The organism is Stutzerimonas stutzeri, assembly GCF_000590475.1.
Taxonomy (GTDB): domain Bacteria; phylum Pseudomonadota; class Gammaproteobacteria; order Pseudomonadales; family Pseudomonadaceae; genus Stutzerimonas; species Stutzerimonas stutzeri_D.
This window is the reverse complement of record NZ_CP007441.1, coordinates 593,626-619,433: the sequence shown is the minus strand read 5'-3', so window position 1 is coordinate 619,433 and position 25,808 is coordinate 593,626. Positions and strand designations below refer to the sequence as shown.

At 59.5% G+C, this 25,808-nt stretch carries 26 protein-coding genes; 8 read left to right on the top strand and 18 right to left on the bottom strand.

The window, feature by feature from the left end; translation table 11 throughout:
- Window positions 1–288: 288 nt before the first annotated feature.
- Window positions 289–1,494, bottom strand: coding sequence for a tyrosine--tRNA ligase (gene tyrS / locus CH92_RS02900; protein ID WP_025240300.1), 1,206 nt, complete (start codon window positions 1,492–1,494; stop codon window positions 289–291).
- Window positions 1,495–1,678: 184 nt separating this feature from the next.
- Here tyrS and CH92_RS02895 point away from each other — a divergent pair, with 184 nt between their 5' ends.
- Both CH92_RS02895 and CH92_RS02890 read left to right on the top strand, forming a co-directional pair.
- Window positions 1,679–3,085, top strand: a complete 1,407-nt coding sequence (locus CH92_RS02895; protein ID WP_025240299.1) for an OapA family protein — start codon at window positions 1,679–1,681, stop codon at window positions 3,083–3,085.
- On the top strand, window positions 3,085–4,176 hold the full coding sequence (locus CH92_RS02890) for an anhydro-N-acetylmuramic acid kinase (RefSeq protein WP_025240298.1): 1,092 nt from the start codon (window positions 3,085–3,087) through the stop codon (window positions 4,174–4,176). Before CH92_RS02895 ends, CH92_RS02890 begins: the two co-directional genes overlap by 1 nt.
- A gap of 73 nt (window positions 4,177–4,249) precedes the next feature.
- On the opposite strand, the gene erpA is transcribed toward CH92_RS02890, so the two are convergent.
- Window positions 4,250–4,600, bottom strand: coding sequence for an iron-sulfur cluster insertion protein ErpA (gene erpA, locus CH92_RS02885; RefSeq protein WP_014851496.1), 351 nt, complete (start codon window positions 4,598–4,600; stop codon window positions 4,250–4,252).
- A gap of 140 nt (window positions 4,601–4,740) precedes the next feature.
- Window positions 4,741–5,775 carry an N-acetyl-gamma-glutamyl-phosphate reductase gene (argC, locus tag CH92_RS02880; protein ID WP_025240297.1) on the bottom strand — a complete coding sequence of 345 codons (1,035 nt, stop codon included), beginning with the start codon at window positions 5,773–5,775 and terminating at the stop codon, window positions 4,741–4,743.
- Between the two features lie 135 nt (window positions 5,776–5,910).
- Between argC and hemJ the strand changes: the two genes are divergently transcribed.
- The 3 genes from hemJ to CH92_RS02865 all read left to right on the top strand — a co-directional run bounded on the left by hemJ (window position 5,911) and on the right by CH92_RS02865 (window position 8,381).
- Window positions 5,911–6,339 (top strand): protoporphyrinogen oxidase HemJ, encoded by a 429-nt coding sequence (hemJ, locus tag CH92_RS02875; protein WP_025240296.1) that lies wholly within the window; start codon window positions 5,911–5,913, stop codon window positions 6,337–6,339.
- Window positions 6,340–6,359: 20 nt separating this feature from the next.
- Window positions 6,360–7,334, top strand: a complete 975-nt coding sequence (locus CH92_RS02870; protein ID WP_025240295.1) for an NAD(P)H-dependent flavin oxidoreductase — start codon at window positions 6,360–6,362, stop codon at window positions 7,332–7,334.
- 108 nt (window positions 7,335–7,442) lie between these two features.
- Complete coding sequence (locus CH92_RS02865) at window positions 7,443–8,381, top strand: DUF805 domain-containing protein (RefSeq protein ID WP_025240294.1); 939 nt, start codon at window positions 7,443–7,445, stop codon at window positions 8,379–8,381.
- A 27-nt stretch (window positions 8,382–8,408) separates the two neighbouring features.
- Here CH92_RS02865 and CH92_RS02860 read toward each other — a convergent pair whose 3' ends face one another.
- On the bottom strand, window positions 8,409–9,884 hold the full coding sequence (locus CH92_RS02860; protein ID WP_025240293.1) for an AAA family ATPase: 1,476 nt from the start codon (window positions 9,882–9,884) through the stop codon (window positions 8,409–8,411).
- 81 nt (window positions 9,885–9,965) lie between these two features.
- On the opposite strand from CH92_RS02860, the gene CH92_RS02855 reads away from it, so the two are divergent.
- A complete protein-coding gene (locus CH92_RS02855) occupies window positions 9,966–10,307 on the top strand; it encodes a histidine triad nucleotide-binding protein (protein WP_025240292.1) in 342 nt (113 codons plus the stop codon).
- Between the two features lie 64 nt (window positions 10,308–10,371).
- Window positions 10,372–11,019 (top strand): 2-polyprenyl-3-methyl-6-methoxy-1,4-benzoquinone monooxygenase, encoded by a 648-nt coding sequence (coq7, locus tag CH92_RS02850; protein WP_025240291.1) that lies wholly within the window; start codon window positions 10,372–10,374, stop codon window positions 11,017–11,019.
- A 55-nt stretch (window positions 11,020–11,074) separates the two neighbouring features.
- On the opposite strand, the gene speD is transcribed toward coq7, so the two are convergent.
- Together speD and CH92_RS02840 are read right to left on the bottom strand one after the other, a co-directional pair.
- Window positions 11,075–11,869, bottom strand: coding sequence for an adenosylmethionine decarboxylase (gene speD, locus CH92_RS02845; protein WP_025240290.1), 795 nt, complete (start codon window positions 11,867–11,869; stop codon window positions 11,075–11,077).
- A 264-nt stretch (window positions 11,870–12,133) separates the two neighbouring features.
- On the bottom strand, window positions 12,134–12,556 hold the full coding sequence (locus tag CH92_RS02840; RefSeq protein WP_025240289.1) for an OsmC family protein: 423 nt from the start codon (window positions 12,554–12,556) through the stop codon (window positions 12,134–12,136).
- A 216-nt stretch (window positions 12,557–12,772) separates the two neighbouring features.
- Between CH92_RS02840 and crp the strand changes: the two genes are divergently transcribed.
- Entirely contained in the window at window positions 12,773–13,417 is a 645-nt protein-coding gene (gene crp, locus CH92_RS02835) for a cAMP-activated global transcriptional regulator CRP (protein WP_025240288.1), read from the top strand.
- Between the two features lie 58 nt (window positions 13,418–13,475).
- Here the strand turns inward: crp and trpC are convergent, their stop codons facing one another.
- The 12 genes from trpC to CH92_RS02775 all read right to left on the bottom strand — a co-directional run bounded on the left by trpC (window position 13,476) and on the right by CH92_RS02775 (window position 25,805).
- Window positions 13,476–14,309 (bottom strand): indole-3-glycerol phosphate synthase TrpC, encoded by an 834-nt coding sequence (gene trpC, locus CH92_RS02830; RefSeq protein ID WP_025240287.1) that lies wholly within the window; start codon window positions 14,307–14,309, stop codon window positions 13,476–13,478.
- Window positions 14,306–15,352, bottom strand: a complete 1,047-nt coding sequence (gene trpD / locus CH92_RS02825; protein WP_025240286.1) for an anthranilate phosphoribosyltransferase — start codon at window positions 15,350–15,352, stop codon at window positions 14,306–14,308. Before trpD ends, trpC begins: the two co-directional genes overlap by 4 nt.
- Window positions 15,352–15,945, bottom strand: coding sequence for an aminodeoxychorismate/anthranilate synthase component II (locus CH92_RS02820; RefSeq protein ID WP_025240285.1), 594 nt, complete (start codon window positions 15,943–15,945; stop codon window positions 15,352–15,354). The genes trpD and CH92_RS02820 overlap by 1 nt, the downstream gene beginning before the upstream one ends.
- 2 nt (window positions 15,946–15,947) lie before the next feature.
- Window positions 15,948–17,432, bottom strand: a complete 1,485-nt coding sequence (gene trpE, locus CH92_RS02815; RefSeq protein ID WP_025240284.1) for an anthranilate synthase component I — start codon at window positions 17,430–17,432, stop codon at window positions 15,948–15,950.
- Between the two features lie 182 nt (window positions 17,433–17,614).
- Window positions 17,615–18,316: a phosphoglycolate phosphatase gene (locus tag CH92_RS02810; RefSeq protein WP_025240283.1), complete on the bottom strand. Its 702-nt coding sequence runs from the start codon at window positions 18,314–18,316 to the stop codon at window positions 17,615–17,617.
- Window positions 18,313–18,987, bottom strand: a complete 675-nt coding sequence (gene rpe, locus CH92_RS02805; protein ID WP_025240282.1) for a ribulose-phosphate 3-epimerase — start codon at window positions 18,985–18,987, stop codon at window positions 18,313–18,315. Before rpe ends, CH92_RS02810 begins: the two co-directional genes overlap by 4 nt.
- 103 nt (window positions 18,988–19,090) lie before the next feature.
- The gene (gabT, locus tag CH92_RS02800; RefSeq protein ID WP_025240281.1) at window positions 19,091–20,371 is read right to left on the bottom strand and encodes a 4-aminobutyrate--2-oxoglutarate transaminase; all 1,281 of its coding nucleotides are present in this window, start codon (window positions 20,369–20,371) and stop codon (window positions 19,091–19,093) included.
- Between the two features lie 182 nt (window positions 20,372–20,553).
- On the bottom strand, window positions 20,554–21,381 hold the full coding sequence (locus tag CH92_RS02795; protein ID WP_025240280.1) for an ABC transporter permease: 828 nt from the start codon (window positions 21,379–21,381) through the stop codon (window positions 20,554–20,556).
- Window positions 21,382–21,444: 63 nt separating this feature from the next.
- Entirely contained in the window at window positions 21,445–22,698 is a 1,254-nt protein-coding gene (locus CH92_RS02790; protein ID WP_025240279.1) for an ABC transporter permease, read from the bottom strand.
- 75 nt (window positions 22,699–22,773) lie between these two features.
- Complete coding sequence (locus CH92_RS02785; protein WP_025240278.1) at window positions 22,774–23,805, bottom strand: ABC transporter substrate-binding protein; 1,032 nt, start codon at window positions 23,803–23,805, stop codon at window positions 22,774–22,776.
- Window positions 23,806–23,856: 51 nt separating this feature from the next.
- Window positions 23,857–24,966, bottom strand: a complete 1,110-nt coding sequence (locus CH92_RS02780) for an ABC transporter ATP-binding protein (protein ID WP_025240277.1) — start codon at window positions 24,964–24,966, stop codon at window positions 23,857–23,859.
- A gap of 209 nt (window positions 24,967–25,175) precedes the next feature.
- Window positions 25,176–25,805, bottom strand: a complete 630-nt coding sequence (locus CH92_RS02775; protein ID WP_025240276.1) for a response regulator — start codon at window positions 25,803–25,805, stop codon at window positions 25,176–25,178.
- Window positions 25,806–25,808 lie beyond the last annotated feature (3 nt).

Sequence of the window (25,808 nt, the reverse complement as noted above, 5' to 3'; positions counted from 1 at the left end):
ACCGCTTGCGCTTCCGATCAACCTAGCGTCTCTCGTCAGCGGGAGGCGAATCATACAGCGTCCAACACCGCTGTCAACCACCCCTTTCACCGCTTCCGATCAACCCGATCGAAGCTGCCAACAGGCCTCAACCACCACCCTGTCAGCCCGGCGCATTCTACTCGAATTTGCCGTCCGTGCAAGCCTTTTATTTAGCTAACTTCTTGATTTACAAGAGATTTTGCCAACAGCCTGCGCCGGAGAAGGTGCGCATTATAGGCACTCAGAATCTCACGTCAACGGTTGTTTTCAGTTTTGTTCAGCCTTCAGCGAAACCCGCCCAAAGGACTTCTTGCCCGCCTGGTAAACATGGGTACTACCAAGCCTGACGATAAAGGCTCGATCAACGACATCGCCATCCACCCGAATCCCGCCCGAGGCCAGCAGATCACGCGCAACTGCTGCATTCTTCACCAGACCCGCCCGATTCAACACCGCGGAGATAGGCATATCTTCGGGAGATTGCAGCTCGATCTCAGGAATATCCTCAGGAAGCTCGCCCTCTTTCATTCTATTACCCGCCGATCGGTGAGCTGTTGCGGCGGCCTCCTCGCCATGGAAGCGAGCCACGATCTCCTCGGCGAGCTTGATCTTGATGTCGCGCGGATTCGCGCCACGTGCCACGTCCGCCTGAAATTCTTCGATTTCAGCCAAATCGCGGAAACTCAACAACTCGAAGTAACGCCACATAAGCATATCCGGGATTGATACCAGCTTGCTGTACATGACGCCCGGCGCCTCTTGTATCCCAACATAATTGCCAAGCGACTTGGACATCTTCTTCACACCGTCCAACCCTTCGAGAAGAGGCATGGTGACAATGCATTGAGACTCTTGCCCATAAGAACGCTGCAGATCACGCCCCATCAGTAGGTTGAATTTCTGGTCCGTCCCCCCAAGCTCCACGTCCGCCCGCAGCGCAACGGAGTCATACCCTTGAACCAGTGGATAGAGGAATTCGTGAATCGCTATAGGTTGATTGGCCGAGTAACGCTTACTGAAATCATCTCGCTCCAGCATACGCGCTACGGTGTACTGCGAGGCGAGACGAATGAAGTCCGACGGGGTCAGCTGATCCATCCAGGACGAGTTGAACACGACTTCAGTCTTGGCCGGATCAAGGATTTTGAATACTTGGTTCTTATAGGTTTCTGCGTTCTCCAATACCTGCTCACGCGTCAAAGGAGGGCGTGTTGCGCTCTTTCCGCTCGGGTCACCGATCATCCCGGTGAAGTCTCCTATAAGGAAGACCACCTGATGCCCTAGATCCTGGAACTGACGCAGCTTATTAATAAGCACCGTGTGCCCAAGATGAAGATCCGGAGCCGTTGGGTCGAAACCTGCCTTGATTCGAAGCGGAAGGCCACGATTAAGCTTGTTAACAAACTCTGACTCGACGAGCACTTCGTCAGCGCCCCGCCTGATCACTGACAGCTGCTCTTGAACCGACTTCATTGGAGGCCCCACACCAGGAAACAAAGGGGTCAACCTTACAAGAATGTCGGGAAAATTCAACGGCGGCGAATGTGAACCAACAGGTGGAGACAGGAATTCAGGGTTGCCTCAACAGCACTTTGATTATATTTTAGACAGATATTTTCCCTGTACAAAATATCGCCAGACATTCTCTAGATATCTAATGACCTATTCAAAATCGAAAGCCCCTCTCTACCCGAAGAGCCATCTCCTGGCTGCAAGCGGTGTAGCTGCGCTTCTGAGCCTGGCACTCCTTGTATTTCCATCCCGAGAAGTCGAAGCGAAGAAGACCTTTCTGGATCTTCGCCTCGACACCGCCGCAGAGCTTGCGACCGTAAGCGAAGAGCCTCTCGTAAGCGATGTTTCGGAAACGCCGTTTTCTTCGAGCGAAAACGCTGGCGATCCTGAGTCTCAGGTTTCCCTTCCCACACTGGAACAGGGCGAAGAAGATGCCGTCAAAGCAAAGCCTCTCTCGAAAGAAGTGGTCGTTGCCAATGGAGATACGCTATCGACCGTATTCGCAAAAGTAGGCCTGCCGCAATCTACCGTTCATGAGGTATTGACCAGCAGCAAGGAAGCGAAGCAGCTTGCACGCCTCAAGGTTGGCCAGCGGCTTGAGATCGAGCTCGATGAGCAAGGCAACCTGGCACAGCTTCGCAGCCCACTGAATAAACTGGAGAGCGTGCATCTAGAGAGGTCTGACACAGGCTATGTGTTCAAGAAAGAACAGCTCAAGCCGGACGTCAGCACCGCCTATGCCTTTGGCCAGATAGAAAGCAGCCTTTTTCTGGCCGCCAAACGCGCGGGGCTTAGCCATAACCTCACGATGGATTTGGCCAACGTGTTCGGTTACGACATCGACTTCGCCATGGATATCCGCAAAGGCGACTCGTTCGAAGTCATCTACGAACAGAAAACCGTTGCCGGTGAGAAAGTCGGAACAGGGAACATCCTCGCGGCCCGTTTTATCAACCGGGGCAAAAGCTATACCGCTGTTCGCTATACCAGCAAGCAAGGCAATAGCAGCTACTACACCGCCGACGGCAAAAGCATGCGCAAGGCGTTCATTCGCACGCCAGTGGATTTCGCCCGCATCAGCTCCCGCTTTTCAAACGGTCGCAAGCACCCAATCCTGAACAAGATCCGCGCTCATAAGGGTGTGGACTATGCCGCGCCACGGGGCACGCCTATCAAGGCCGCCGGTGACGGTAAAGTTCTCCTAGCGGGCCGCAAGGGTGGATACGGGAACACTGTGGTGCTTCAGCACGGTAACCGCTACCGTACCCTCTATGCTCATATGCAGGGCTTCGCCAAAGGCGTGCGCAACGGCTCATCGGTCAAGCAAGGTCAGATTATCGGCTATATCGGTACGACAGGCCTGTCGACCGGCCCGCACCTGCACTACGAATTTCAGGTCGACGGCGTGCACGTCGACCCACTGGGGCTGAAACTTCCCATGGCGGACCCCATTGCGAAAAACGAACAACAGCGTTTCATGCAGTTAAGCAAGCCCCTGATGGCGCGCATGGACGAAGAACACGCGACCATGCTGGCCATGAAGGGCGAGTAATGCCGCTCTATATCGGGGTCATGTCAGGTACCAGTCTGGATGGCCTGGATTTCGCCCTGATCGAGCAGAACTCGCGGACGACCCTGCTCAGCACCCATTACGAGCCGATGCCTTCGCAGTTAAAGCAAGACTTGCTTGACCTGTGCTCTACCGGCCCGGACGAACTAGCCCGCGCGGCGATGGCAGAACACGCCTGGGCTGAGCTGGCAAGCGATGGGATACACGCATTGCTTGGCAAGACGCAGACCGATGCAACAGCCATTCGCGCCATAGGCAGCCACGGGCAGACGGTACGACATGAACCACAACGCAGCTTCACAATCCAGATCGGGCACCCTTCGCTACTGGCAGAGTTGACCAACATCAGCGTAGTGACTGATTTTCGGCGGCGCGACATGGCCGCTGGCGGTCAAGGAGCGCCCCTAGTACCGGCGTTCCATGAGGCGATGTTCAGCGATGCAGCTCGCGCCAGAGCGGTGCTCAATATCGGCGGATTCAGCAACCTCAGCCTGATTTACCCCGGTAAAGCGACGCGTGGTTTCGATTGTGGCCCGGGCAATGTGCTGCTCGACGCCTGGACTCAGCGCCATCAGAATCGTGCATACGATCGAAACGGAGATTGGGCCTCAAGCGGCCACTTCAACTCCCAGCTGCTCACAGCGCTGCTCAGCGACAACTTCTTTGCCACCCTGGGGCCGAAGAGTACGGGGCGAGAACTATTCAACCTATCCTGGCTGGACGCCCATCTCGCCTCGTTTCCCAATATAAACCCGGAAAACGTACAGGCTACCTTGCTGGAGCTGACAGCCCGCAGCATCTGCGATTCGCTGCTTGCTACTCAGCCGGAAACCCAAGACGTGCTGGTTTGCGGAGGCGGCGCGCACAACTCTGCCCTGATGTACAGACTGCAAGCTCTGATGCCGGCTTGCCGAGTGACCAGCACCGCGAATTTCGGAGTAGAGCCAGACTGGATAGAAGCCATGGCGTTTGCCTGGCTAGCGCATTGTTGCATCGAAGGTGTCGCCGCCAATCGACCTAGCGTGACAGGGGCTCGAGGCCCTCGCGTGCTGGGCGCGATCTACCCCGCCTGAGTTCCCACCGCTGCGCGCTTGATGACAGACAAAACACCGTGCCTGGGAACGGTGTTTTTCTACAACGAAAGCCTTAGATCGAGAAGGACTGGCCGCAACCACAAGTCGTCGTGGCATTCGGATTCTTAATGACGAATCGAGATCCTTCCAGCCCCTCCTGATAGTCGACTTCAGCTCCAGCCAAGTACTGGTAGCTCATCGGGTCCACCACAAGACTCACACCCTCGCGCTCAATGATGGTGTCATCTTCGGCCAGATCCTCATCGAAGGTGAAACCGTACTGAAAACCAGAGCAACCGCCACCCGTGACGAAGACGCGCAGCTTCAGCCGCGGGTTTCCCTCTTCATCGACCAGACTCTTCACCTTGCTCGCGGCACCCTGACTGAACTGAATCGCGGTGGGCGTGAAGGACTCGACACTCATTTGGTTCTCCTGGCGCGGGAGCGCACATAACGCGTTGACGCCGCATTATCGGCTTCTCCTACGAAATTGGTCAACTATTCATCAGGTACGGACCGCATCGAAACGGTGCCGCTCCCGAGCGGCGAGCCTGCGTTTCTCACTCAGGGCAGCAACGCCGCGTTCCCCAGGCCTAGCCGCTCATCCAGGCCGAAGGCAATGTTCATGTTCTGCAGCGCTTGACCGGACGCACCTTTGACGAGGTTATCAATGACCGACAGCACCACAACCAGATCGCCGCCTTGCGGACGATGAACTGCGATGCGACACATATTGGCGCCACGCACGCTACGCGTCTCTGGGTGACTACCTGCCGGCATGACATCGACGAACGGCTCGTTGGCGTAACGCTGCTCGTAAAGCGACTGCAGGTCTACAGCCGTATCGGTCACCGTCGCATACAGCGTGGCGTGAATGCCGCGAATCATCGGCGTCAGGTGCGGAACGAAAGTCAGCCCGACGTTTCCTCCGGCTGCACGGCGCAGCCCCTGGCTGATCTCAGGGAGGTGGCGATGCCCTTTGACGGCATAGGCCATCATGCTTTCACCCGCCTCGGTGAACAACGATCCTATCTTCGCCGCACGACCGGCGCCGCTGACGCCTGACTTGCAGTCGGCGATCAGTCGCGACGTATCGGCCAAGCCGTTTTCCAGCAGCGGCAGGTAGCCAAGCTGGGTTGCGGTTGGATAACACCCAGGCACGGCAATCAGCCGGGCGGCCTTGATCTGCTCGCGGTTGACCTCCGGCAGGCCATAGACGGCTTCTGGCAGAAGCGCTGGGGCGCCATGCGGCTGCCCGTACCACTTAGCCCACTCATCAGCATCCTGCAGACGGAAGTCCGCGGACAGATCAATGACCCGAGTCCCCGCTTCCAGCAGCTCTGCCGCCAATGCATGAGCAACGCCATGGGGGGTCGCAAAGAAGACCACATCGCAGGCGCCTAGCGTCGCGCTGTCCGGCACGCTGAAGGCAAGCTCGTCATAGTGGCCGCGCAGGTTCGGGAACATATCCGTCACCTTGACCCCATTCTCGGAACGAGAGGTGATCACCGCGACTTCGGCCTGGGGGTGTTGTGCCAACAGACGCAGCAATTCAACTCCGGTGTAGCCTGTCCCGCCAACGATTCCGACCTTGACCATGAGCTGCCTCGCGCATTGAAACGATAAAGAGCGCCGATGATAAAGGTGCCTGCCTCCAGGGCCAACCACCTAGATGACGCGCGGGGGCCCAAGCCTCTACTATCAGTCGGATTCTGAAAACCAAGGAAGCCACGAATGCTCTATCTTTGGCTGAAAGCCCTGCACATCGTTGCGATCGTCTGCTGGTTCGCCGGGCTGTTCTATTTGCCGCGGTTGTTCGTGTATCACGCCATGAGCGACGACGCGACCAGTCGCGAGCGATTCCGGGTCATGGAGCGCAAGCTCTATCGTGGAATCATGATGCCCTCGATGATCGCCACGCTGCTTTTCGGGATAGGCATGATCGCATTGAACCCCGCACTGTTCAGCAGCGGTGGTTGGCTGCACGCCAAACTGGCGCTGGTCGTCCTGCTGATCGGTTATCACCACGTTTGCGGCGCGCAACTGAAGCGCTTCGCGCGCGATGAAAACACCCGCAGCCACGTGTTCTATCGCTGGTTCAACGAATTTCCGGTGTTGCTGCTGCTGGCCATCGTCATTCTGGTGGTCGTCAAACCGTTCTGAACACATTGAAGGAACCTGCCATGTCACTGCCTGCCCTGCTCGAACAACGCCTGCGCCTGCCTTTGGTCGCCGCCCCGATGTTTCTGGTGTCAAACCCGACGCTGGTCACCGCATGTTGCCGCAGCGGCATCGTGGGCAGCTTCCCCGCTCTGAATCAGCGGGAAAGTAGTGGATTTCGAGATTGGCTGCTGGAGATAGGCCAGCAGCTGTCGGGGGTGCACGAAGCCGCGCCATATGCTGTCAATCTGATCGTGCACCACAGCAATCCTCGCCTGCAGGCAGATCTTGCAATCTGCGTTGAGCAGCAGGTCCCGATCGTGATCACCAGTCTCGGCGCCGTGAAGGAAGTGGTAGACGCGGTCCATAGCTATGGTGGCCTGGTATTTCACGATGTCACCACCCGCCGGCACGCAGAAAAGGCTGCCGAAGCCGGAGTCGACGGTCTGATTGCGGTGGCGGCAGGCGCGGGTGGCCATGCCGGTACCTGGAGTCCGTTTGCCCTGATTGCCGAGATCCGTCAGTTCTTCGACAAGACACTGATCCTGTCGGGCTGCCTCAACCATGGCCATGAAATACTCGCGGCGCAGCTGTTGGGCGCGGATCTGGCCTATATGGGCACCCGCTTCATCGCCACCCGCGAGAGCCAGGCTTCGGATGACTACAAGCAAATGCTACTGCAGGCCCGTGCCGCGGATATCGTACACACCGCCGCCGTTTCGGGCGTCCCGGCGAGCTTTCTGCGGCAAAGCCTGCAACAGGCCGGCTACGACGAAGCGCGCCTGAACGGCACGGGAGAAATGAACTATGCCGAAAAGCTCAAACCTATCAGTGATGAGGCAAAGGCATGGAAAACCGTCTGGTCCGCTGGACAGGGCGTAGGCGAGATACGCGATCTACCGAGCGCCGAAGAGCTGATCGCCCGCCTGGATCGCGAATACCGGGCAGCCCTTGGTCAAGCGGCACAGCTCTCGCAACGCTGGCTACGGCAACCGTGACGAGCATCTCATTTCGCATCACAGCCAAGCCCTGCTCTCGGCTGCAACTTGTTGGCGGCACGGCAGCGCTTTAGGCTTTAGCGAATCCCCTGGGAACAAGGATGTTGCATGAGCGCCGAGCATTACAGAATCGTCTTCGACGGCGAGCTCGTACCAGGAATGTCAGCCGACACCGTCAGGAACAATCTGGCCAGGCTGTTCAAGAGCGATGCCGACAAGGTCGAACGCCTCTTCAGTCACGGCCCGGTCAATATTAAGCGAGACCTGAGCGCGCTCGAAGCCGATCGATACCTGCAGGCGTTACTACGTGCCGGAGCGCGGGCCCGCAAGGAGCCGGAGGCAAGCAGAGGTTTAACGCTGAGCCTCATTGACTACGCCTCGACATCGCCAAGCCAGGCCTCAGCGACTGCCGATCAGATGGAATGCCCCAAATGCGGGCATTCGCAGCCGACCGCCATCCAATGCGAAAGCTGCGGCATCGTTATTCAGAAGTATCTGGCGCGTCAGGCGCAGCAGGCCGAAGCGTCCAAACAGAGCGAAATACAGGCGGCTGCACAGCCCTACGCTCCGCCCCTTGCACAGATCGGCGAGCCAGCACCGCAATACGGCGAGCTCAAGGTCTTTACCATACAGGGCAGGATTGGTCGCTTACGCTATCTAGCCTGGTCCATGTCATTGATGTCTGCCGCGCTTGGATTGCTCCTTGTTGCAAGTATGGCCTTTGCTGTCTCCGCAGTACTCGGATCCATTCTCTCGGGAATTCTCTGCCTGGGACTGCTGTTTGTCAGCATGCAGATCTGCGTACAGCGTCTGCACGATATCGGGTGGTCCGGCTGGCTCATGCTGCTCAATCTGGTACCGATAGCCGGCAATCTCTTTTCGCTGGCAATGCTGCTGATGCCAGGCAATGACGGCATGAACCGCTTCGGCCCGCCGCAACCGCCAAACAGTCGGGCCGTGAAAATTCTAGCGTCGCTCTGGCTGCTCGTACCTGTCATCGGCATCGTGGCTGCCATTGCCCTGCCGGCGTATTTGCAAAGGGGATAGAAGCAAGCGCATATGAGCCACCTTTAATCAGGCCAGCACTGCGCGGCCCGAAGCCCAGCTTCGCAAATCATCCAATTTTTCAGCCATCACTACCGAAAGCGGCGAAGTCGCTCTGATGCACTCCAACAGCATCGTTTGGTCCGGTTCACGCAGCTGAGCTTGTCCGGCATAGACTGCCGCCACCACCACCTGTTCGATCTCCGCGCCGGAGAAGCCATCGCATGCGCCAGCCAACTGTGGCAGATCGAAGCGATCGGCTTTCAACTCACGCCGAGCCAAGTGGATGCGGAAGATTTCGGCCCGGGTCGATCCGTCGGGCAAGTCGACAAAGAACAGCTCGTCGAAACGGCCCTTGCGCACCAGCTCCGGCGGGAGACGATCGACCGCGTTGGCGGTTGCCACCATGAATACCGGCGCATCACGCTCGGCCATCCAGGTGAGCAAAGTTCCCAATACACGCTGACTGACACCACCATCCATTTCGCCCGTCGCGAGCCCCTTTTCCAGCTCGTCCATCCACAGCACACACGGCGCCATCTGTTCGGCCAGCTTCAGGGCTTCGCGCAGGTTACGCTCGGTCTCTCCGAAGAACTTGTTGTACAGGCAGGCAAAATCCAGACGTAGCAATGGCAAACCCCACAGCCCGGCCACCGCCTTGGCAGCCATGCTCTTGCCGCCGCCCTGCACGCCGACGAGCATCACTCCGCGTGGCATATCCGACTGGCTGCCGGCAAGAAAGGCGCTCTGCCGCTCGCCCAGCCATCGCTTGAAATTCGATAAGCCCCCCACGTCGGCGAAGCGCGCTGTGTCGTACTCGAATCCAAGCACGCCCTCCATATCCAACAGCTCGAACTTCTTGCGGTTGAGCTCCGGTAAATCGTCCTGAGTGATCGCTCCGTCGTCGCAGATCAGACTATGCGCCAGGCTGCGGGCTTCGGCATGGCTGAGGCCGCGTAAATTCTTCACGACCTGTTGTAGCGTTCGATTGTCAGTACGCACCCGGGCGCCGCGATTGCGCTCACTCCAACGGGTCGCTTCATCGCGCACGATGCCCAGCAATTCTTCCTCGGACGGCAGCGTCAGGCTGAACCGTGCCGCATACCGCTGGACTTCTGCCGGCAGCTTGAGCGCATGCGATACCAGGACTAGCGTCGGTGCCGATGGCCCTTGCGCCATCGCGATCTCCTTCAACAGCCGCACCAGACGTGGCTCATCGAGAAACGGATGCAGGTCACAGAAAACATAGAGATTGCCAAGTGGGTCATGCTTCACCTTCTTCAGCGCAACCTCAGCCACGCAGCTCTCGCCCGCATCCAGCGCTTCGCCGCCAAACGCCAGGTGCCTGAGTCCTTCGGTCGTGGACCAGACGTGCATCACCAGGCCACGACTGACGGCCAATCCGGTCAAGGTTTCCAGTACCCGCCGTTCGTCCCAGGACTCGATCACTATCAATCTGAGCCTTGATTCAAGTACCAACACCAGATCACGGATATCGTTCTTCATTCGCTACCTCCCTGTGCAGGCTGACCAGGCCCAAAATGGCCTGATACACTGCTTAATCTTTCCCCTTGCTGGAGAAACGCCATGGATTGTCTGTTCTGCAAGATCGTGGCCGGGGACATCCCTGCGCAAAAGATATATGAAGACGATCAAGTCATCGCATTCAACGACATCGCGCCCCAGGCGCCGGTGCACTTTCTAGTCATTCCGAAGAAGCATATCGCGACGCTCCACGACCTGAGCGAAGAGGATGACAAGGCGCTTGCGGGCCACATCCTCTTCACCGCTCAGCGCCTCGCCGAACAGCAGGGCTGCCAAGAAGGCTTCCGGGTCGTCATGAATTGCAACGACCTGGGTGGCCAGACGGTCTATCACATCCACATGCATGTGCTCGGCCAGCGCCAAATGCACTGGCCACCGGGCTGACCGGCAGCCTTCCCGAGAACCACCCAGCGCAGCCCCAAAGCTACTCCGAAACACTGGAGGCGACATGCCCAACCGACGCGAATACACCCCTGCCGATCGCCTGCTGATGCAGGCCGATTCCGCCTTAAGGACCCTGCTGCCGTTCAGCGGCCAACCCCAACGACCAACACCCGCGGTATTGAAGAACGAGACCGAGCTGAGCGACAGCGAAGCGCGTCGCGTAGCGGGCCTGATGCGCATCAATCATACCGGGGAGGTCTGCGCGCAGGCGCTTTATCAGGGGCAGGCACTGACGGCACGCTTGCCTAAGGTTCGCGAGGCGATGGAGCGAGCCGCCGACGAGGAGATCGACCATCTGGCTTGGTGCGAACAACGCATCCACCAACTGGGCAGCCATACCAGCGTACTCAACCCGCTCTTCTACGGATTGTCGTTTGGCATCGGTGCTTCTGCCGGCCTGATCAGCGACCGGATCAGCCTAGGCTTCGTTGCCGCGACCGAGGACCAGGTCTGCAAACATCTGGATGAGCACCTGCAGCAGATTCCGCCGAGCGACGAGAAGTCCCGGGCCATTCTCGAGCAGATGCGCACCGACGAGGCTCAGCATTCGACCGCAGCCCTCGACGCCGGCGGCGTGCGCTTCCCGGCACCAATTAAATTTGGCATGAGCCTGATGGCCAAGGTGATGACGAAAACTACCTATCGGATTTAACGAGCAGAACGAAAAAGGGCGCCAGATAGGCGCCCTTTTTTTCATTTACTACGCTTTAACCCGGCATGTTGCGGGCGTAGAAGATCTCCAGCATTTCGTGACGCAAACGATCTTCCACCTGCTCGCGCTGTTCCGGAGAGAGATTGCTGGTGGCGTCACCAAACAGATAATTCTCCAATTCGAAGTCCTTCAATAGCATCTTGGTGTGAAAGAGGTTCTCCTGATAAACGTTTACATCGGTCATCTGGTAGGCCGACCGGGTGTCATCGGAGAGATAGTTCTGAATGGAATTGATTTCGTGATCGATGAAATGCTTCTTGCCTTCCACATCACGGGTGAAACCGCGAACGCGATAATCGACGGTGACAATATCCGAATCGAACTGATGAATCAGATAATTGAGCGCCTTCAGCGGTGAAATAACGCCGCAAGTCGATACGTCAATATCTACGCGGAAGGTTGCGATGCCTTCAACGGGATGAATTTCGGGATAGGTGTGAACCGTGATATGGCTCTTGTCCAAGTGCGCCAAGATAGTATCGGGCAGTGGGCCAGGAGACTCTTCGATCTGGCTATCGGTCGGCGTAACAGGCTGCTCCGAAATGAGGATGGTGACGCTTGCACCCTGCGGTTCGTAATCCTGCCGCGCAATATTGAGAATATTCGCACCAATGATATCCACAACATCGGTCAGAATCTGCGTCAGCCGCTCCGCGTCATACTGTTCGTCGATGTACTCTACGTACGCCTGCTGGTCTTCCTGAGTTTCGGCATAGCAGATGTCATAGATATTGAAGCTCAAGGACTTCGTCAGGTTGTTGAACCCGTGGAGCTTGAGTTTGCTTTTCACCATTGGAGACTCTCTTTGATGCGGCTCACCGCGTGATTGAGCATGCCCGTCAGATACCTGTACCTGCGTAGGACCGTATACACCTCTTCGCATTTGCGACTGTGGCTGTGCTGTTCTAAAGAAACGCCCCGTTAAAAACGGGGCGCGCATTATGCAGATTGATGGCGCCAGGTTCCAGTGTTGCGCGCGTTGATCAGCGGCTTGGGTGCCTGCATCATTTCGCGGCGTGCCCACCCAGAGCGCTCGCAGTTACACACACGCGAGTCAGCCCAGCTCGACAATCTCATAGTCATGGGTGATTTCCACGCCTGCACGTCCAAGCATGATCGAGGCGGAGCAGTACTTCTCGGCTGAAAGCTCCACGGCCCGCTTGACCTGAGCGTCCTTCAAGGCGCGTCCCTTGACGACAAAGTGCAGATGGATCTTGGTGAAGACCTTTGGATCCTCATCGGCACGCTCCGCCTCAAGGAAGGCTTCGCAGCTTTCCACCGCCTGACGGGACTTCTTCAGGATGCTTACCACATCGAAGTTGCTGCAGCCACCGAGCCCCAGCAATAGCATTTCCATTGGACGAACACCGAGATTGCGCCCGCCGTTTTCCGGCGGACCGTCCATCACTACGACATGACCGCTGCCAGACTCGCCAAGAAACATCGCTTCGCCGGCCCACTGAATGCGCGCTTTCATCGATAGACTCCGGTAAAAAGGAGCGAAGCTTAGCATGACCATCGCGCGCGACTGGAGGGAGCAATCCGACGAAATGAATGCTTTGAAGTTGATATTCGTGTCGCAGTTTTGTTGTCGACACGAACCGGTCTGTTAAGCTCCCTTGGCCTGATAACAGAACTCAGTCATACATAATAAGAACTGCCTTCTATTGGACACATCTTCCGGGACTACAGCATGGTCGCTATTACACTCACGCCCAAGATTAAGAACATCGACAAACTCCTCGCGCATTGCCATCGCCGGCGCTATACAGCCAAGAGCACGATCATCTATGCAGGCGATCGCTGCGAAACGCTCTTCTTTATCGTCAAAGGATCGGTCACGATTCTGATCGAAGATGATGACGGCAGGGAAATGATCATTGCCTATCTCAACTCCGGAGACTTCTTCGGTGAGATGGGATTGTTCGAAAAGGAAGGCTCAGAGAAGGAGCGTAGTGCCTGGGTCCGCGCCAAGACCGAATGCGAAGTCGCCGAACTGAGCTACGCCAAGTTCCGCGAGCTGACACAGCAGGATCCCGACATTCTCTATGCCCTCGGCAGTCAGATGGCCGAGCGTCTGCGCAATACCACGCGCAAGGTTGGTGACCTGGCATTCCTCGATGTGACCGGTCGGGTGGCCCGCACCCTGCTCGACCTTTGTAAGCAACCGGATGCGATGACCCATCCCGATGGCATGCAGATCAAGATCACCCGCCAGGAGATCGGTCGCATCGTCGGGTGCTCGAGAGAGATGGTCGGCCGCGTGCTCAAGAGCCTGGAGGCCCAGGGCCTGGTGCATGTAAAAGGCAAAACGATGGTGGTGTTCGGTACTCGCTGAAATATCGAATCAGCACCATTGAAAAAGCCGGCAAATTGCCGGCTTTTTCAATTTCGACTCAGTCCGGATCGCCAGCCAGCCGCGGACGGGCGCGCGCCGGGAAAAACAAGCGCTGCAGCTCGACCCCGGGTTGCTCGGCACGCATAAAGGCTTCACCTACCAGAAACGCGTAGACCTGGTTGATCTCCATCAACTCCACATCGGCGCGATGGAGGATTCCGCTCTCGGTCACCACCAGGCGATCGCGGGGAATGCGTGGCAGCAGATCCAGGGTAGTTTCCAGGCTGAGTTCGAAGGTGTGCAGGTTACGGTTGTTGATTCCGAGCAAGGGCGTCTCCAGCCGCAAGGCCCGCTCCAGCTCCGCGCCGTCATGCACTTCTACCAGCACATCAAGCCCCTGGGCCTTGGCCACGTCGGCCAACTCGGCCATTTGCGCATCCTCCAGCGCAGCGACGATCAGCAAAATGCAATCGGCGCCCAGCGCCCTCGCTTCGATAACCTGGTAGGGATCGATCATGAAATCCTTACGGATCACCGGCAGCTTGCAGGCAGCGCGGGCCTGCTGCAGGTACTCATCAGCGCCCTGGAAGAAATCGATGTCGGTCAGTACCGACAGACAGGTCGCGCCGCCCGCCTCGTAGCTTCTGGCGATGTCCGAGGGCACGAAGTCTTCGCACAGCACGCCCTTGCTTGGCGAGGCTTTTTTCACCTCGGCGATGACCGCCGGCTGCTTGTTGCTTACCTGCTCCTGCAAGCTGCGGGCGAAACCACGGACCGGATCCGCCGCAGCCGCCCTCTGTTCCAGCTCGGCCAGGCCGATACGGCCACGGCGCTCGCTGACTTCCTCGCGCTTACGCGTGATGATCTTTTCCAGAACCGTCGGCACGCTCATTGCGCCTTCTCCTGCTTGAACACCACGGTAAAGGAGACCAGCTCCTCGAACTTGTCTCGTGCCAAGCCGGTGTGCAACGCGTCATGGGCAATCTCGACACCCTGCTTCAGGCTGCTGGCGATATCGGCGGCGTAAAGCGCGGCGCCCGCATTCAGTACGATCATGTCTGCAGCTTTCTGGCCATTTTCCGACTTGCGGCGCCCCAACGCATCACGAATCAATGCCAGCGAGCCCTGCGCATCTTCAACGTCGAGGCCGATCAGGCTCTGGCTCTTGATGCCAAAGTCCTCCGGCTGGACGCGGTACTCGCTGATCTCGCCCTTGTTCAGCTCGGCGACAAAGGTCGGTGCCGCCAGGCTGATTTCGTCGAGGCCGTCCTGCGCATGCACCACCAATACATGCTGGCTACCCAGGCGCGCTAAGACTTCGGCCATGGGCCGGCAAAGCTCCTTGCTGAACACGCCGAGCACCTGATGCTTGACGCCCGCTGGATTGGACATCGGCCCGAGGATATTGAACAGCGTGCGCAAACCCAGCTCGCGGCGGGGGGCTGCGGCATACTTCATCGCACCGTGATGGGCGGGGGCGAACATAAAGCCAACGCCGACCGCATCCACGCTGCGCGCCACCTGCTCGGGAGTGAGATCCAGATAAACCCCCGCAGCCTCGAGCAGATCGGCGCTACCGCTCTTGCCCGATACAGCGCGATTGCCATGCTTGGCGACCTTGCCACCGGCAGCAGCCACTACGAAGGCCGCAGCGGTGGACACGTTGAAGATATTCATCCCGTCGCCGCCGGTGCCGCAGGTGTCTACTAGGCGATGGGTATCGAACTGCACAGGGGCTGCCAGTTCGCGCATAACCTGCACGGCACCGACGATCTCGTCGATGGTTTCGCTCTTCATACGCATTCCCATAAGGAACGCGCCGATCTGCGCATCAGTACATTGGCCGGTCATGATCTGGCGCATGACTGCCTTCATTTCCTCGGTGCTCAGATCCAGCTGGCCGACGATGCGGTTGAGGGCTTCCTTGATATCCATCAGCGCACGCCTCCGGTCTGCTTCAAAAAGTTGGCGAACAGCTCATGGCCCTGTTCAGTGAGGATCGACTCGGGGTGGAACTGCACGCCTTCGACGTTCAGGGTTTTGTGTCGCAGCCCCATGATTTCGTCGACGCTGCCGTCATCCTTGATCGTCCACGCCGTGGCCTCGAGGCACTCGGGTAGGGTTTCACATTTGACCACCAGAGAGTGATAGCGGGTGACCGTGAGCGGATTGTTCAGACCGGCAAACACGCCGTCATTCTCATGAACCACCGGGCTGGTCTTGCCATGCATGACCTGGCGGGCACGCACCACATCGCCACCGAACGCCTGACCGATACTCTGATGACCCAGGCAGACGCCAAGAATCGGGAGCTTGCCGGCGAAATGGCGAATCAGCTCCAGCGAGACGCCCGCCTCGTTCGGCGTGCACGGGCCGGGCGAGACGACAATGCGTTCGGGATGGAGGGCTTCGATTTCGACCACGCTCAGTTCATCGTTGCGCACCACTTTGACGTCCGCGCCCAGCTCGCCAAGATACTGCACGACGTTGTAGGTGAAAGAGTCGTAGTTATCGAGCATCAACAGCATGATCAGTTCTCCTGCTGGTCGCATTCGGCCAGGGCGACCGCGCGGAACATGGCGCGGCGTTTGTTGAGCGTTTCTTCCCACTCCAGTGCCGGCTGCGAGTCGGCAACGATACCGGCGCCTGCTTGAACATGAAGCTCGCCGTCCTTGATGACTGCGGTGCGGATGGCGATCGCAGTGTCCATGTTGCCGTTCCAGGCCAGGTAGCCGACCGCGCCGCCATACACGCCGCGTTTTACCGGCTCCAGCTCGTCGATGATTTCCATGGCGCGAATCTTCGGCGCACCGGACAGCGTGCCGGCCGGCAGGATCGCGCGCAGTGCATCCATCGCCGTCAGCGGCGCCTTGAGCTGGCCGATAACATTGGACACGATGTGCATGACGTTGGAGTAGCGCTCGATGACCATCTTTTCAGTCAGCCGTACCGAGCCAGTTTCGGCCACCCGCCCGACGTCGTTGCGCCCCAGGTCGATGAGCATCAGGTGTTCGGCCAGCTCCTTGGCGTCACTGAGCAGGTCCTTCTCCAGCGCCAGATCGGCTTCTTCATTCGCACCGCGCGGGCGGGTGCCGGCGATGGGCCGCACCGTAACAAGGCCTTCCTCAACGCGCACCAATACTTCCGGTGACGAACCCACCACGTGGAAATCGCCGAAATTGAAGAAGTACATGTAGGGAGTCGGGTTGAAGCAGCGCAAGGCGCGGTAAAGATCGATCGGCGCGGCCTTGAAGGGAATCGACATGCGCTGGGAAATCACCACCTGCATGCAATCCCCGGCGAGGATGTACTCCTTGATGCGGTTGACCGCCTGCTCGTAATCCTCGCGACTGAAGCTGGAGCGGAACGTCGGCTCGTGGCCGCCGCCTTTTTCGAAATCCAGCCCGAGCCGAGGTGTGATCGACTGGCGTAGCTTTTCGCGAAGCGCTTGCAGCTTCGCCTGCCCCGCCTCGTAAGCATCGGGCTGCGCCGGATCGACCAGCACGATGCAGTGCAACTTGCCGGCCAGGTTGTCGAACACCACCACGGCGTCGGAAACCATCAGCAGGATATCCGGCGTACCCAGCGGATCGGGATTGGGGCAGTTCGCCAGCTTGCGTTCGACATAGCGCACGCTGTCGTATCCGAAATAGCCCACCAAACCACCGTTGAACCGCGGCAGCCCTTGGACCGGCGCGACGCGGTAGCGCTGCAGGAACGCCTCGACGAAGGCCAGCGGATCCTCGACCTCGCAGGCCTCGGTCTCGGCGCCATCGGTGGTGACGCTGATGCGGTGGTCATGCACGCGCAGCACGGTGCGGCACGGCAGGCCGATGATCGAATAACGGCCCCACTTCTCTCCGCCCTGCACGGATTCGAGCAGGTAGGAATTGGGTGCGTCCGCAAGCTTGAGATAGAGCGTCAGGGGCGTATCGAAATCGGCGAGCGTTTCGAACGACAGGGGAATGCGGTTGTAGCCTTCGGCGGCCAAACGCAGGAATTCTTCGCGGGTCATGTCAGCCTCGTGGTCGGAGGGAGCTACTTAAGTCATGTACAGCAAACGTACCGGACGAGCCGGCAGAAAATGTCAGGCGCGCCAGCGCCAACGGGCCAGGGCCTTGATGACATTCATCCATTGTTTGCGGGTGACCACCACGATCTGATCTCGTTTGCGGGGTTCAGGGGACAGAGGCCACACTAGCGCAGCCCCGGAGCCGAAGCAACCAGCTCGCGCAGGTCGTCGAGCACCAGCGCTGGCTGTTCATTGGCGATTGGTTCGCCGTGGTTGTAGCCATAGCTGAGCGCGACACAGGGAACGGCCGCCGCTTTCGCCGCCCGCACATCGTTGCGCGAGTCACCGACAAACAACGAAGCGCCCGGTTCGACCTCGGCCTGATCCATGACCCACAAAAGCGCAGCCGGGTCGGGCTTCTGCTGAGGCAGGGTGTCACCACCAACCAGCCACTGGAAGTAGCCAGCGAGGCCCTTCTCCTGCAGCAGCGGCTCGATGAACTGCGCCGGCTTGTTAGTGACGATTGCCAGCTTTACATCACGCTCACGCAACCAGTCCAGGCACTCACGAACGCCAGAGTAGACGGTTGTCAGCTCGTGGTTGCCAGAATAGGCCTGCATGAAAAGCGCCAGTGCTTCATCGGCTAGCTCGTCGGCCACGCCGTCATGTTGCAACTGGCCGGCCAGGGCGCGGCGCACCAGCACCCGAGAGCCATTGCCGACCCAGTCGCGCACCTGCGCCACGCCGGCAGGCTGACGACCCAGCAGCATCAGCATCTTGTCCACCGCGGCGGCCAGGTCCGGCACCGAGTCCATCAAGGTGCCGTCCAGATCGAACATTGCCAAACGCGGTAGTTTGCCGTCGAACAGCTGTTCCAGGCGAGTCATGAGCGGACCATCGCCAGCTCGGCGCGCATCTGGTCGATGACTACCTTGTAGTCAGGCTGGTTGAAGATGGCCGAGCCTGCTACGAAGGTGTCGGCACCGGCTGCAGCGATCTCGCGGATATTTTTAGGATTGACGCCGCCGTCGATCTCCAGCCGAATCTCACGGCCGCTGGCATCGATCAGTGCACGTGCTTCGCGCAACTTGTCCAGCGTGTTGGGGATGAACTTCTGCCCGCCGAAACCTGGGTTGACGCTCATCAGCAGGACCATATCGACTTTGTCCATCACGTACTTGAGCACCTCCAGCGGCGTGGCCGGATTGAACACCAGACCGGCTTTGGCGCCACCATCCTTGATCAGCTGCAGCGATCGATCGATGTGATCCGAAGCCTCGGGGTGGAAGGTGATGTAGCTCGCTCCGGCCTCGAGAAAGTCACCGATCATGCGGTCCACCGGGCGGACCATCAGGTGCACGTCGATGGGCGCGGTCACGCCGTGCTTGCGCAGCGCCGAGCAGACCATCGGGCCAATCGTGAGGTTGGGTACGTAATGGTTGTCCATCACATCGAAGTGAACGATGTCCGCGCCCGCGGCGAGCACGTTGTCCACTTCCTCACCCAGGCGGGCGAAATTGGCGGAGAGGATGGAGGGGGCGATGGCGAACGGCTGCATGACGACCTCGGGTAGCACGGCGGAATGCCGCGCATTGTACCCGAGGGCCGGGGTGGCGGCGCGCCTGACATCCGTTGTGGATGCCGACGCGCCGCGGGCGGGATCAGGTCAGCTCGTCGAAGCACTCGCCGATGATTGCCAAGCCGCGATCAAGCACCTCGTCCTCGACCGTCAAGGGCACCAGCACGCGCAGCACGTTGTAGTAGGTGCCGCAGGAAAGAAGAATCAGACCCTTCTCCCTCGCCTTGGCTACGATCTGCGAGGTGAGCGCTGCTGCTGGTCGCGCATGGTCGCCGTTCTCGAACAGCTCGATGGCGATCATTGCGCCAAGCCCGCGGACTTCGCCAACTTCCTTGTGTTTCGCCCGAATGGCCTCCAGGCCAGCAGTGAGCTTTTCGGCTACGGCCTTGCAGCGATCAAGCAGTTTCTCTTCTTCGAATATCTCGAGGACTGCCAGCGCAGCTGCGCAGGAAAGCGGGTTACCCGCATAAGTACCGCCAAGCCCACCCGGCGCGATGGCGTCCATGATTTCCGCTTTGCCGCACACTCCGGCAATCGGAAAACCGCCACCGACGGACTTGGCGAAAGTCGTGAGATCCGCCGCGACGCCCATCTGCTCCATGGCGAAAAAGGTGCCAGTACGGCCAGCACCGGTTTGCACCTCGTCGGCAATCAAGAGGATGCCGTTCTCGTCGCACAGCGCGCGCAGGCGGGTCATGAATTCTTTCGGCGCGACGTTGAAGCCACCCTCGCCTTGCACCGGCTCGATGATGATCGCAGCGATATCGCGCGGCTCGGCGTCATTCTTGAAGATGCGTTCGATACTTGCCAGCGACTCATCGATGCTGACGCCATGGATCGCGCAGGGATACAGCGCACGGAAGATGCCGCCAGGCATCAGGCCCATACCTGACGAATAAGGCGCGACCTTGCCGGTCAGGCCAAGGGTCATCATGGTGCGGCCGTGATAGGCGCCTGTGAAGGCAATGACCCCGGCGCGACCGGTGGCGGCGCGGGCGATCTTCACCGCGTTTTCCACCGCCTCGGAGCCCGTAGTGACCAACAGCGTCTTCTTGGCGAAATCGCCCGGCACCCGCGCGTTGATCTTCTCGCAAAGCTCGACATAGGGCTCGTACGCCAGCACCTGAAAGCAGGTGTGGGTCAGCTTGTGCAGCTGCTGCTCGACCGCCTTGATAATTTTAGGGTGCAGGTGACCGGTATTCAGCACAGCGATGCCGCCGGCGAAATCAATGAACTCGCGGCCCTCTACGTCGACCACGCTGCTGTTCTTGGCATGGTCAGCAAAGATGGGATGGATCTGCCCGACACCCCGGGGAACAGCGGCGACACGGCGTTGCATCAGGGATTCGTTGGTATTGCTCATAAGCTCCTCGGTAGCCGCTCATCATCGGCACGGATCGGAATGAACGTCAGGAACCAAGCGCCGCAGCATACGATGATCGACTGCGCACCCTCCAGGCGTTCGGATTACAGTAAATGGCTGTTCGTTATTTTGCACGCTCAATTTGAACCGCTGGTCAATCCCTGCGTTGACGCAAAGAACGGTCAGGCAGGCTGGTGGGTGCGCATCTTCTCGGCGCGGCCGCGCAGCCATTCCAGGGTCAGCAGCAGGGCGATGGAAAAACCGATCAACAAGGTTGCAGCAGCAGCGATGGTCGGGCTCAGATTCTCGCGGATGCCACTGAACATCTGTCGCGGCAAGGTGATTTGCTCCGGCCCCGCGAGAAACAGCGTCACCACGACCTCGTCGAAGGAGGTGGCGAAGGCGAACAGCGCACCGGAAATCACCCCCGGCGCGATCAACGGCAGGGTCACCCGGAAAAAGGCGGTCAGCGGCGAGGCACCCAGGCTGGCGGCGGCGCGCACCAGGTTGTAGTTGAAGCCTTGCAGCGTGGCCGAGACGGTGATGATCACGAAGGGCACGCCCAGCACGGCATGCACCAGGATCAGCGACAGGTAGCTGTTGCCCATGCCCAGCGGCGCGAAGAACAGGTAACTGGCCACGCCGACGATTACTACCGGCACCACCATCGGCGAGATCAGCAAGGTCATCACCAGTGCCTTGCCGCGGAATTCACCGCGGGTCAGGCCGATCGCAGCCAGGGTGCCGAAGACCATCGCCAGCACCGTGGCGGCGGGCGCGATGAGCAACGAGTTTTTCAGCGAACGCATCCAGTCGGCAGACGTAAACAACGCCTCGTACCACCGCAGCGAGACGCCCTGCAGCGGATACACCAGAAACGAGCCGGAGTTGAACGACAACGGCACGATCACCAGCACCGGCACGATCAGAAACAGCAGCACCAGGGCGCAGAGGATGCGCAAGGTGTAGAACCAGACGCGCTCGATGGGCGACATGTAGGGGCTCAGCATGTAGAGGTCTCCTGCCCGGATAAACGAAGGGTTGGCCGTGTTTGCCGTCGCTGCGCCGTCATCTCAACCCAACCGCAGCCGACTAGCGCCGACCAGCCAGCTGTAGACGATGTAGAGCAGCATGGTGGCGAGCAGCAGCAGGCCGCCCAATGCCGTGGCCATGCCCCAGTTGATGGTGGTGTTGGTATAGAAGGCCACGAAGTAGCTGACCATCTGGTCGTTCGGGCTGCCGAGCAGCGCCGGGGTGATGTAGTAGCCGATGGAAATGATGAATACCAGCAGGCAGCCCGCACCGACGCCGGCAAGGGTCTGTGGGAAGTACACCCGCCAGAAGCTGGCGAAGGGATGGCAGCCCAGCGAGATCGCTGCGCGCATATAGCTCGGCGAGATGTTCTTCATCACGCTGTAGATCGGCAGAATCATGAACGGCAGCAGGATATGCACCATGGCGATGTAGACACCGGCGCGGTTGAACACCAGCTGCAGCGGCTCGTCGATCAGCCCCATCTTCAACAGCGCACCGTTGATCAGTCCGCTCGATTGCAGCAGCACGATCCACGCCGCCACCCGCACCAGAATCGAGGTCCAGAACGGCAGCAGCACCATGATCATCAGCAGGTTGCTCTTGCGCGCCGGCAGATTGGCCAGCAGGTAAGCCAATGGGTAAGCCAGCACCAGACAAATCGCCGTGATCACCAGCCCCATCCAGAAGGTACGGGCGAAGATATCCAGGTACACCGCCTGGTCAGGCGAGACCGGCGCCAGCTCGCCCATATCGTCAATCCGATGGTCGAGCGCGGCCAGCAGGTAATACGGCGTGACGGCACTGTCGTTACGGCGGATGACCTGCCAGTAGGCTGGATCGCCCCAGCGTTCATCGAGCGCCTCCAGCGCGTCCTTGTAGGACGAAGGTTGCTCCTTGAACGGCAACGCTCGCGCGCTCTTGGTCAACAGGCTGCGGTAACCGGCCTGCTCCATGTTGAGCCGTTTGGACAGATCGCCCAGGGACTGATTGCGCCGCGCCTCGAGCAGATCTTCGGACAGCGCGTGGTATACCGGTTCGGCCGGGAGCCCGCGCCCGTCCCAGGATGAAATCGCTTCCACTGTGCGGGGCAGGCTGGTTACCACCTCGGGGTTGTCGACGCTACGCCAGAGCAGCGAGGCGATCGGCAACACGAAGGTCAGCAGCAAAAACACCAGCAGCGGCAGTATCAGCGCCTTGGACTTGAGGCGATTCATGCGTTCGGCGCGTGCCAATCGCCGCTTCAGCGTTGGCTCGGCGAGCGCGGGAACAGGCAGGGTGATGGCAGTCGCCATGGCGGACTCCGCGAGATGAGAGGGTTCCGGCGCCGCACGGCCGGCGGATCGACTCGCCGGTCGTGCGGCTGACGCTTAGCGCGCGGCCCAGGCGTTGAAACGCTGTTCCAGCTGCTCGCCGTAATCGGCCCAGAAGGTGACATTCATGGCCACCTGGTTGCCGATGTTTTCCGGCGTGGTCGGCATGTTCTTCAGCAGCTTCTGATCAAGCAGTTCGACGGCCTTCTTATTAGCCGGACCATAGGCGATGTTTTCCGAGTAAGTCTTCTGCTGTTCCGGTTGCACGGTGAAGGCAACGAAGTCGAGCGCTTCCTTCTGATTCTTCGCGCCTTTCGGAATGGCCCAGGAATCGAAGTCGTAGATACCGCCGTCCCAGACGATCTGCAGGTTGCTCTCGTCCTGTACCGCGGCGATGCGACCGTTGTAGGCGCTGCTCATGACCACGTCACCGGAGGCCAGGAACTGCGGCGGCTGAGCACCGGCTTCCCACCACTGGATGCTGGACTTGATCTGATCGAGCTTCTTGAACGCGCGGTCCTGGCCTTCTTTGGTGGCCAGCACTTCATACACCTCTTTCGGGGCGACACCGTCGGCCATCAGCGCGAACTCGAGCGTGTACTTGGCGCCCTTGCGCAGGCCGCGTTTGCCTGGGAATTTCTCGGTGTTCCAAAAATCCGCCCAGCCGGTCGGCGCGCTGGCGAGCTTGTCGGCGTTATAGGCCAGCACCGTCGACCAGACGAAGAATCCGACCCCACAAGGCTGCACGGCACCCTCGACGAAGTCGTCCGGATTACCCACCACCGACGGATCGATTTCCTCGAACAGCCCCTCGTCGCAACCGCGCGACAGTTCCGGCGACTCGACTTCCACCAGGTGCCAGGACACGCTGTTGGTATCGACCATGGCTTTTACCTTGGCCATCTCACCGTTGTATTCGCCAGCGATGATCTTGTGGCCGGTCTTGGCCTCGAACGGCTGGTTGAAGGCTTTGATCTGTGCCTGCTTGTTCGCCCCACCGAAGGTGACTGCCGTGAGGTTTTCCGCCGAGGCCTGCGCGGCGCAAACCAGGCCGAGGCTCAAGGCGGTCAGTTTCAGAGATTTCAGCATTGTTATTCGCTCCATGATGCGGTTGAAAACAGCTTTCTTGCTTGTCCCTGCTCAAGCCGCTTGCAGCGGATCCAGTGCACGGACGTGCTCCACCTGCCAGCCGATCGGCACCACGTCGCCAACCGTCAGGGCGGGATCGAATTCGGCGATCGGCTGCTTGACGAAGAAGTCACTGATGCCGCACACCTCAAGGCGAATGCGAATGTGATCGCCGAGATAAACGAACTCGGCGACGCGCCCGGAGAAACGATTCGGGCAGCTGGCACTGGCGTCATTCAAGCGAACCCGCTCGGGGCGAATGGACAGGTTGACCGGTGCGCCGGGCTCGCCGACCTTGACCGCCAGCGCCTCGACCCTTTCACCACGGCCAAGCTCGACGGTGCAGTTGTCGCCGTTGCGGCTGACCAGCCGCGCCGGCAGGCGGTTGTTCTCGCCGAGGAAATTGGCGACGAAGGTATTGGCGGGTTTCTCATACAGTGCGCGCGGTTCGTCGATCTGCTGGATCTCGCCCTGATGGAACACCGCCACCCGGTCGGACATGGTCAGCGCCTCGCCTTGGTCGTGGGTGACATACACCACGGTGACGCCCAGGCTCTGGTGCAGATGCTTGATTTCCATCTGCATCTGCTCGCGCAGTTGCTTGTCCAGTGCACCCAGCGGCTCGTCCATCAAAACCAACTGCGGCTCGAACACCAGTGCGCGGGCCAATGCGACACGCTGCTGCTGGCCGCCGGAGAGTTGTGCCGGGTAGCGATTGCGAAAACCCTCGAGCTGCACCATCGCCAGGGCGCGCTTGACCCGCTCCTTGACGTCGAGCTTGGCCATGCCGCGCACGCTTAACGGGAATGCGAGGTTTTCAGACACCGTCATGTGGGGGAACAGTGCGTAGTTCTGGAACACCATGCCCATGTCACGCTTGTGCGGCGGCAGCTTGTTGATCGAGCGCCCGCCGAGCAGGATTTCGCCGGCGGTCGGCGTCTCGAAACCGGCGAGCATCATCAGGCTGGTGGTCTTGCCGGAGCCAGACGGGCCGAGCAACGTGAGGAATTCGCCCTTGCGGATGTCCAGGTTGAGATCTTTGACGATCAGCGCTTCGCCGTCATAGCTCTTCTGGATGCCACGAAAGCTGACCAGTACATTGTTCGTTTGAGAATCGAGCATGCCGCACCTGTGTTCCGTCGTTCCTTCGCCACAGGTTAGGAGCCTGGAAAAACGTCGCACATCGGTGCAGCGGAGTGATTGGGCTCAGCATAAAGGAGAGACTGTTGTAGGGATCGCCCTACAACATGCCGATTCGCTGGTGGCGTCCAGATCCAGCTAACGACTTTAAAGGTCGGTTACAGAGCCATTAGCCAATCGCAACGGTCTCTTCAGACCAGCTTGTGCTCCATGGCATAGCGCACCAGGTCTGCCACCGAGTGGGCCGCGAGCTTTTGCAACAGCCGCGCCTTGTGGGTGCTGATGGTCTTGCTGCTGAGCGCCAGTTTGGTGGCGATGTCATTGACCGAGTCGCCATGCACCAGGCGCTCGAACACCGAATACTCACGCTCGGACAGCAGCGCATGGGGTGGTCGAGAGTCGGTGAGACCGACCTCGAAAACCATCCGGTCTGCCAGCTCCGGATCGATATAACGGCCACCGGCGGCGACTTTGCGTACCGCAGTCAGCAGCAGCGCCGGATCGCTGTCCTTGGTGGCATAGCCGGCCGCGCCGATCTTCAGCGCCCGCGCCGCCATCTGCGCCTCGTCATGCATCGACAAAACAAGAATCGCCGGCGGCTCGCTCAACGCACGGATTCGCGGGATGGCTTCCAAGCCATTGACACCAGGCATGGAAATGTCCAGCAAGACGACATCGCAGGGCGTCTGTCGCAACAGGTCGAGCAGTTGCTGGCCGTTGCCGGCCTCGCCGATCACCTGCATATCTTTGGCCAATCCGATCAGTTGCTTGATGCCTTCGCGGACGATGGTGTGGTCTTCAGCGACGATTACCCGAATCATGGC

Excerpts from the sequence above, each read along its gene's own strand:
- tyrS (WP_025240300.1), bottom strand. The coding sequence starts at position 1,494 with ATGAAGTCGGTTCAAGAGCAGCTGTCAGTGATCAGGCGGGGCGCTGAC.
- hemJ (WP_025240296.1), top strand. The coding sequence starts at position 5,911 with ATGCTCTATCTTTGGCTGAAAGCCCTGCACATCGTTGCGATCGTCTGC.
- argC (WP_025240297.1), bottom strand. The coding sequence starts at position 5,775 with ATGGTCAAGGTCGGAATCGTTGGCGGGACAGGCTACACCGGAGTTGAA.
- gabT (WP_025240281.1), bottom strand. The coding sequence starts at position 20,371 with ATGAGCAATACCAACGAATCCCTGATGCAACGCCGTGTCGCCGCTGTT.
- trpC (WP_025240287.1), bottom strand. The coding sequence starts at position 14,309 with ATGAGCGTGCCGACGGTTCTGGAAAAGATCATCACGCGTAAGCGCGAG.
- CH92_RS02855 (WP_025240292.1), top strand. The coding sequence starts at position 9,966 with ATGGATTGTCTGTTCTGCAAGATCGTGGCCGGGGACATCCCTGCGCAA.
- erpA (WP_014851496.1), bottom strand. The coding sequence starts at position 4,600 with ATGAGTGTCGAGTCCTTCACGCCCACCGCGATTCAGTTCAGTCAGGGT.
- trpD (WP_025240286.1), bottom strand. The coding sequence starts at position 15,352 with ATGGATATCAAGGAAGCCCTCAACCGCATCGTCGGCCAGCTGGATCTG.
- CH92_RS02810 (WP_025240283.1), bottom strand. The coding sequence starts at position 18,316 with ATGACTCGCCTGGAACAGCTGTTCGACGGCAAACTACCGCGTTTGGCA.
- CH92_RS02840 (WP_025240289.1), bottom strand. The coding sequence starts at position 12,556 with ATGAAAGCGCGCATTCAGTGGGCCGGCGAAGCGATGTTTCTTGGCGAG.
- CH92_RS02865 (WP_025240294.1), top strand. The coding sequence starts at position 7,443 with ATGAGCGCCGAGCATTACAGAATCGTCTTCGACGGCGAGCTCGTACCA.
- coq7 (WP_025240291.1), top strand. The coding sequence starts at position 10,372 with ATGCCCAACCGACGCGAATACACCCCTGCCGATCGCCTGCTGATGCAG.
- CH92_RS02785 (WP_025240278.1), bottom strand. The coding sequence starts at position 23,805 with ATGCTGAAATCTCTGAAACTGACCGCCTTGAGCCTCGGCCTGGTTTGC.
- rpe (WP_025240282.1), bottom strand. The coding sequence starts at position 18,987 with ATGCAGCCGTTCGCCATCGCCCCCTCCATCCTCTCCGCCAATTTCGCC.
- CH92_RS02780 (WP_025240277.1), bottom strand. The coding sequence starts at position 24,966 with ATGCTCGATTCTCAAACGAACAATGTACTGGTCAGCTTTCGTGGCATC.
- CH92_RS02870 (WP_025240295.1), top strand. The coding sequence starts at position 6,360 with ATGTCACTGCCTGCCCTGCTCGAACAACGCCTGCGCCTGCCTTTGGTC.
- trpE (WP_025240284.1), bottom strand. The coding sequence starts at position 17,432 with ATGACCCGCGAAGAATTCCTGCGTTTGGCCGCCGAAGGCTACAACCGC.
- CH92_RS02820 (WP_025240285.1), bottom strand. The coding sequence starts at position 15,945 with ATGCTGTTGATGCTCGATAACTACGACTCTTTCACCTACAACGTCGTG.
- CH92_RS02795 (WP_025240280.1), bottom strand. The coding sequence starts at position 21,381 with ATGCTGAGCCCCTACATGTCGCCCATCGAGCGCGTCTGGTTCTACACC.
- CH92_RS02895 (WP_025240299.1), top strand. The coding sequence starts at position 1,679 with ATGACCTATTCAAAATCGAAAGCCCCTCTCTACCCGAAGAGCCATCTC.
- CH92_RS02775 (WP_025240276.1), bottom strand. The coding sequence starts at position 25,805 with ATGATTCGGGTAATCGTCGCTGAAGACCACACCATCGTCCGCGAAGGC.
- CH92_RS02790 (WP_025240279.1), bottom strand. The coding sequence starts at position 22,698 with ATGGCGACTGCCATCACCCTGCCTGTTCCCGCGCTCGCCGAGCCAACG.
- CH92_RS02860 (WP_025240293.1), bottom strand. The coding sequence starts at position 9,884 with ATGAAGAACGATATCCGTGATCTGGTGTTGGTACTTGAATCAAGGCTC.
- crp (WP_025240288.1), top strand. The coding sequence starts at position 12,773 with ATGGTCGCTATTACACTCACGCCCAAGATTAAGAACATCGACAAACTC.
- CH92_RS02890 (WP_025240298.1), top strand. The coding sequence starts at position 3,085 with ATGCCGCTCTATATCGGGGTCATGTCAGGTACCAGTCTGGATGGCCTG.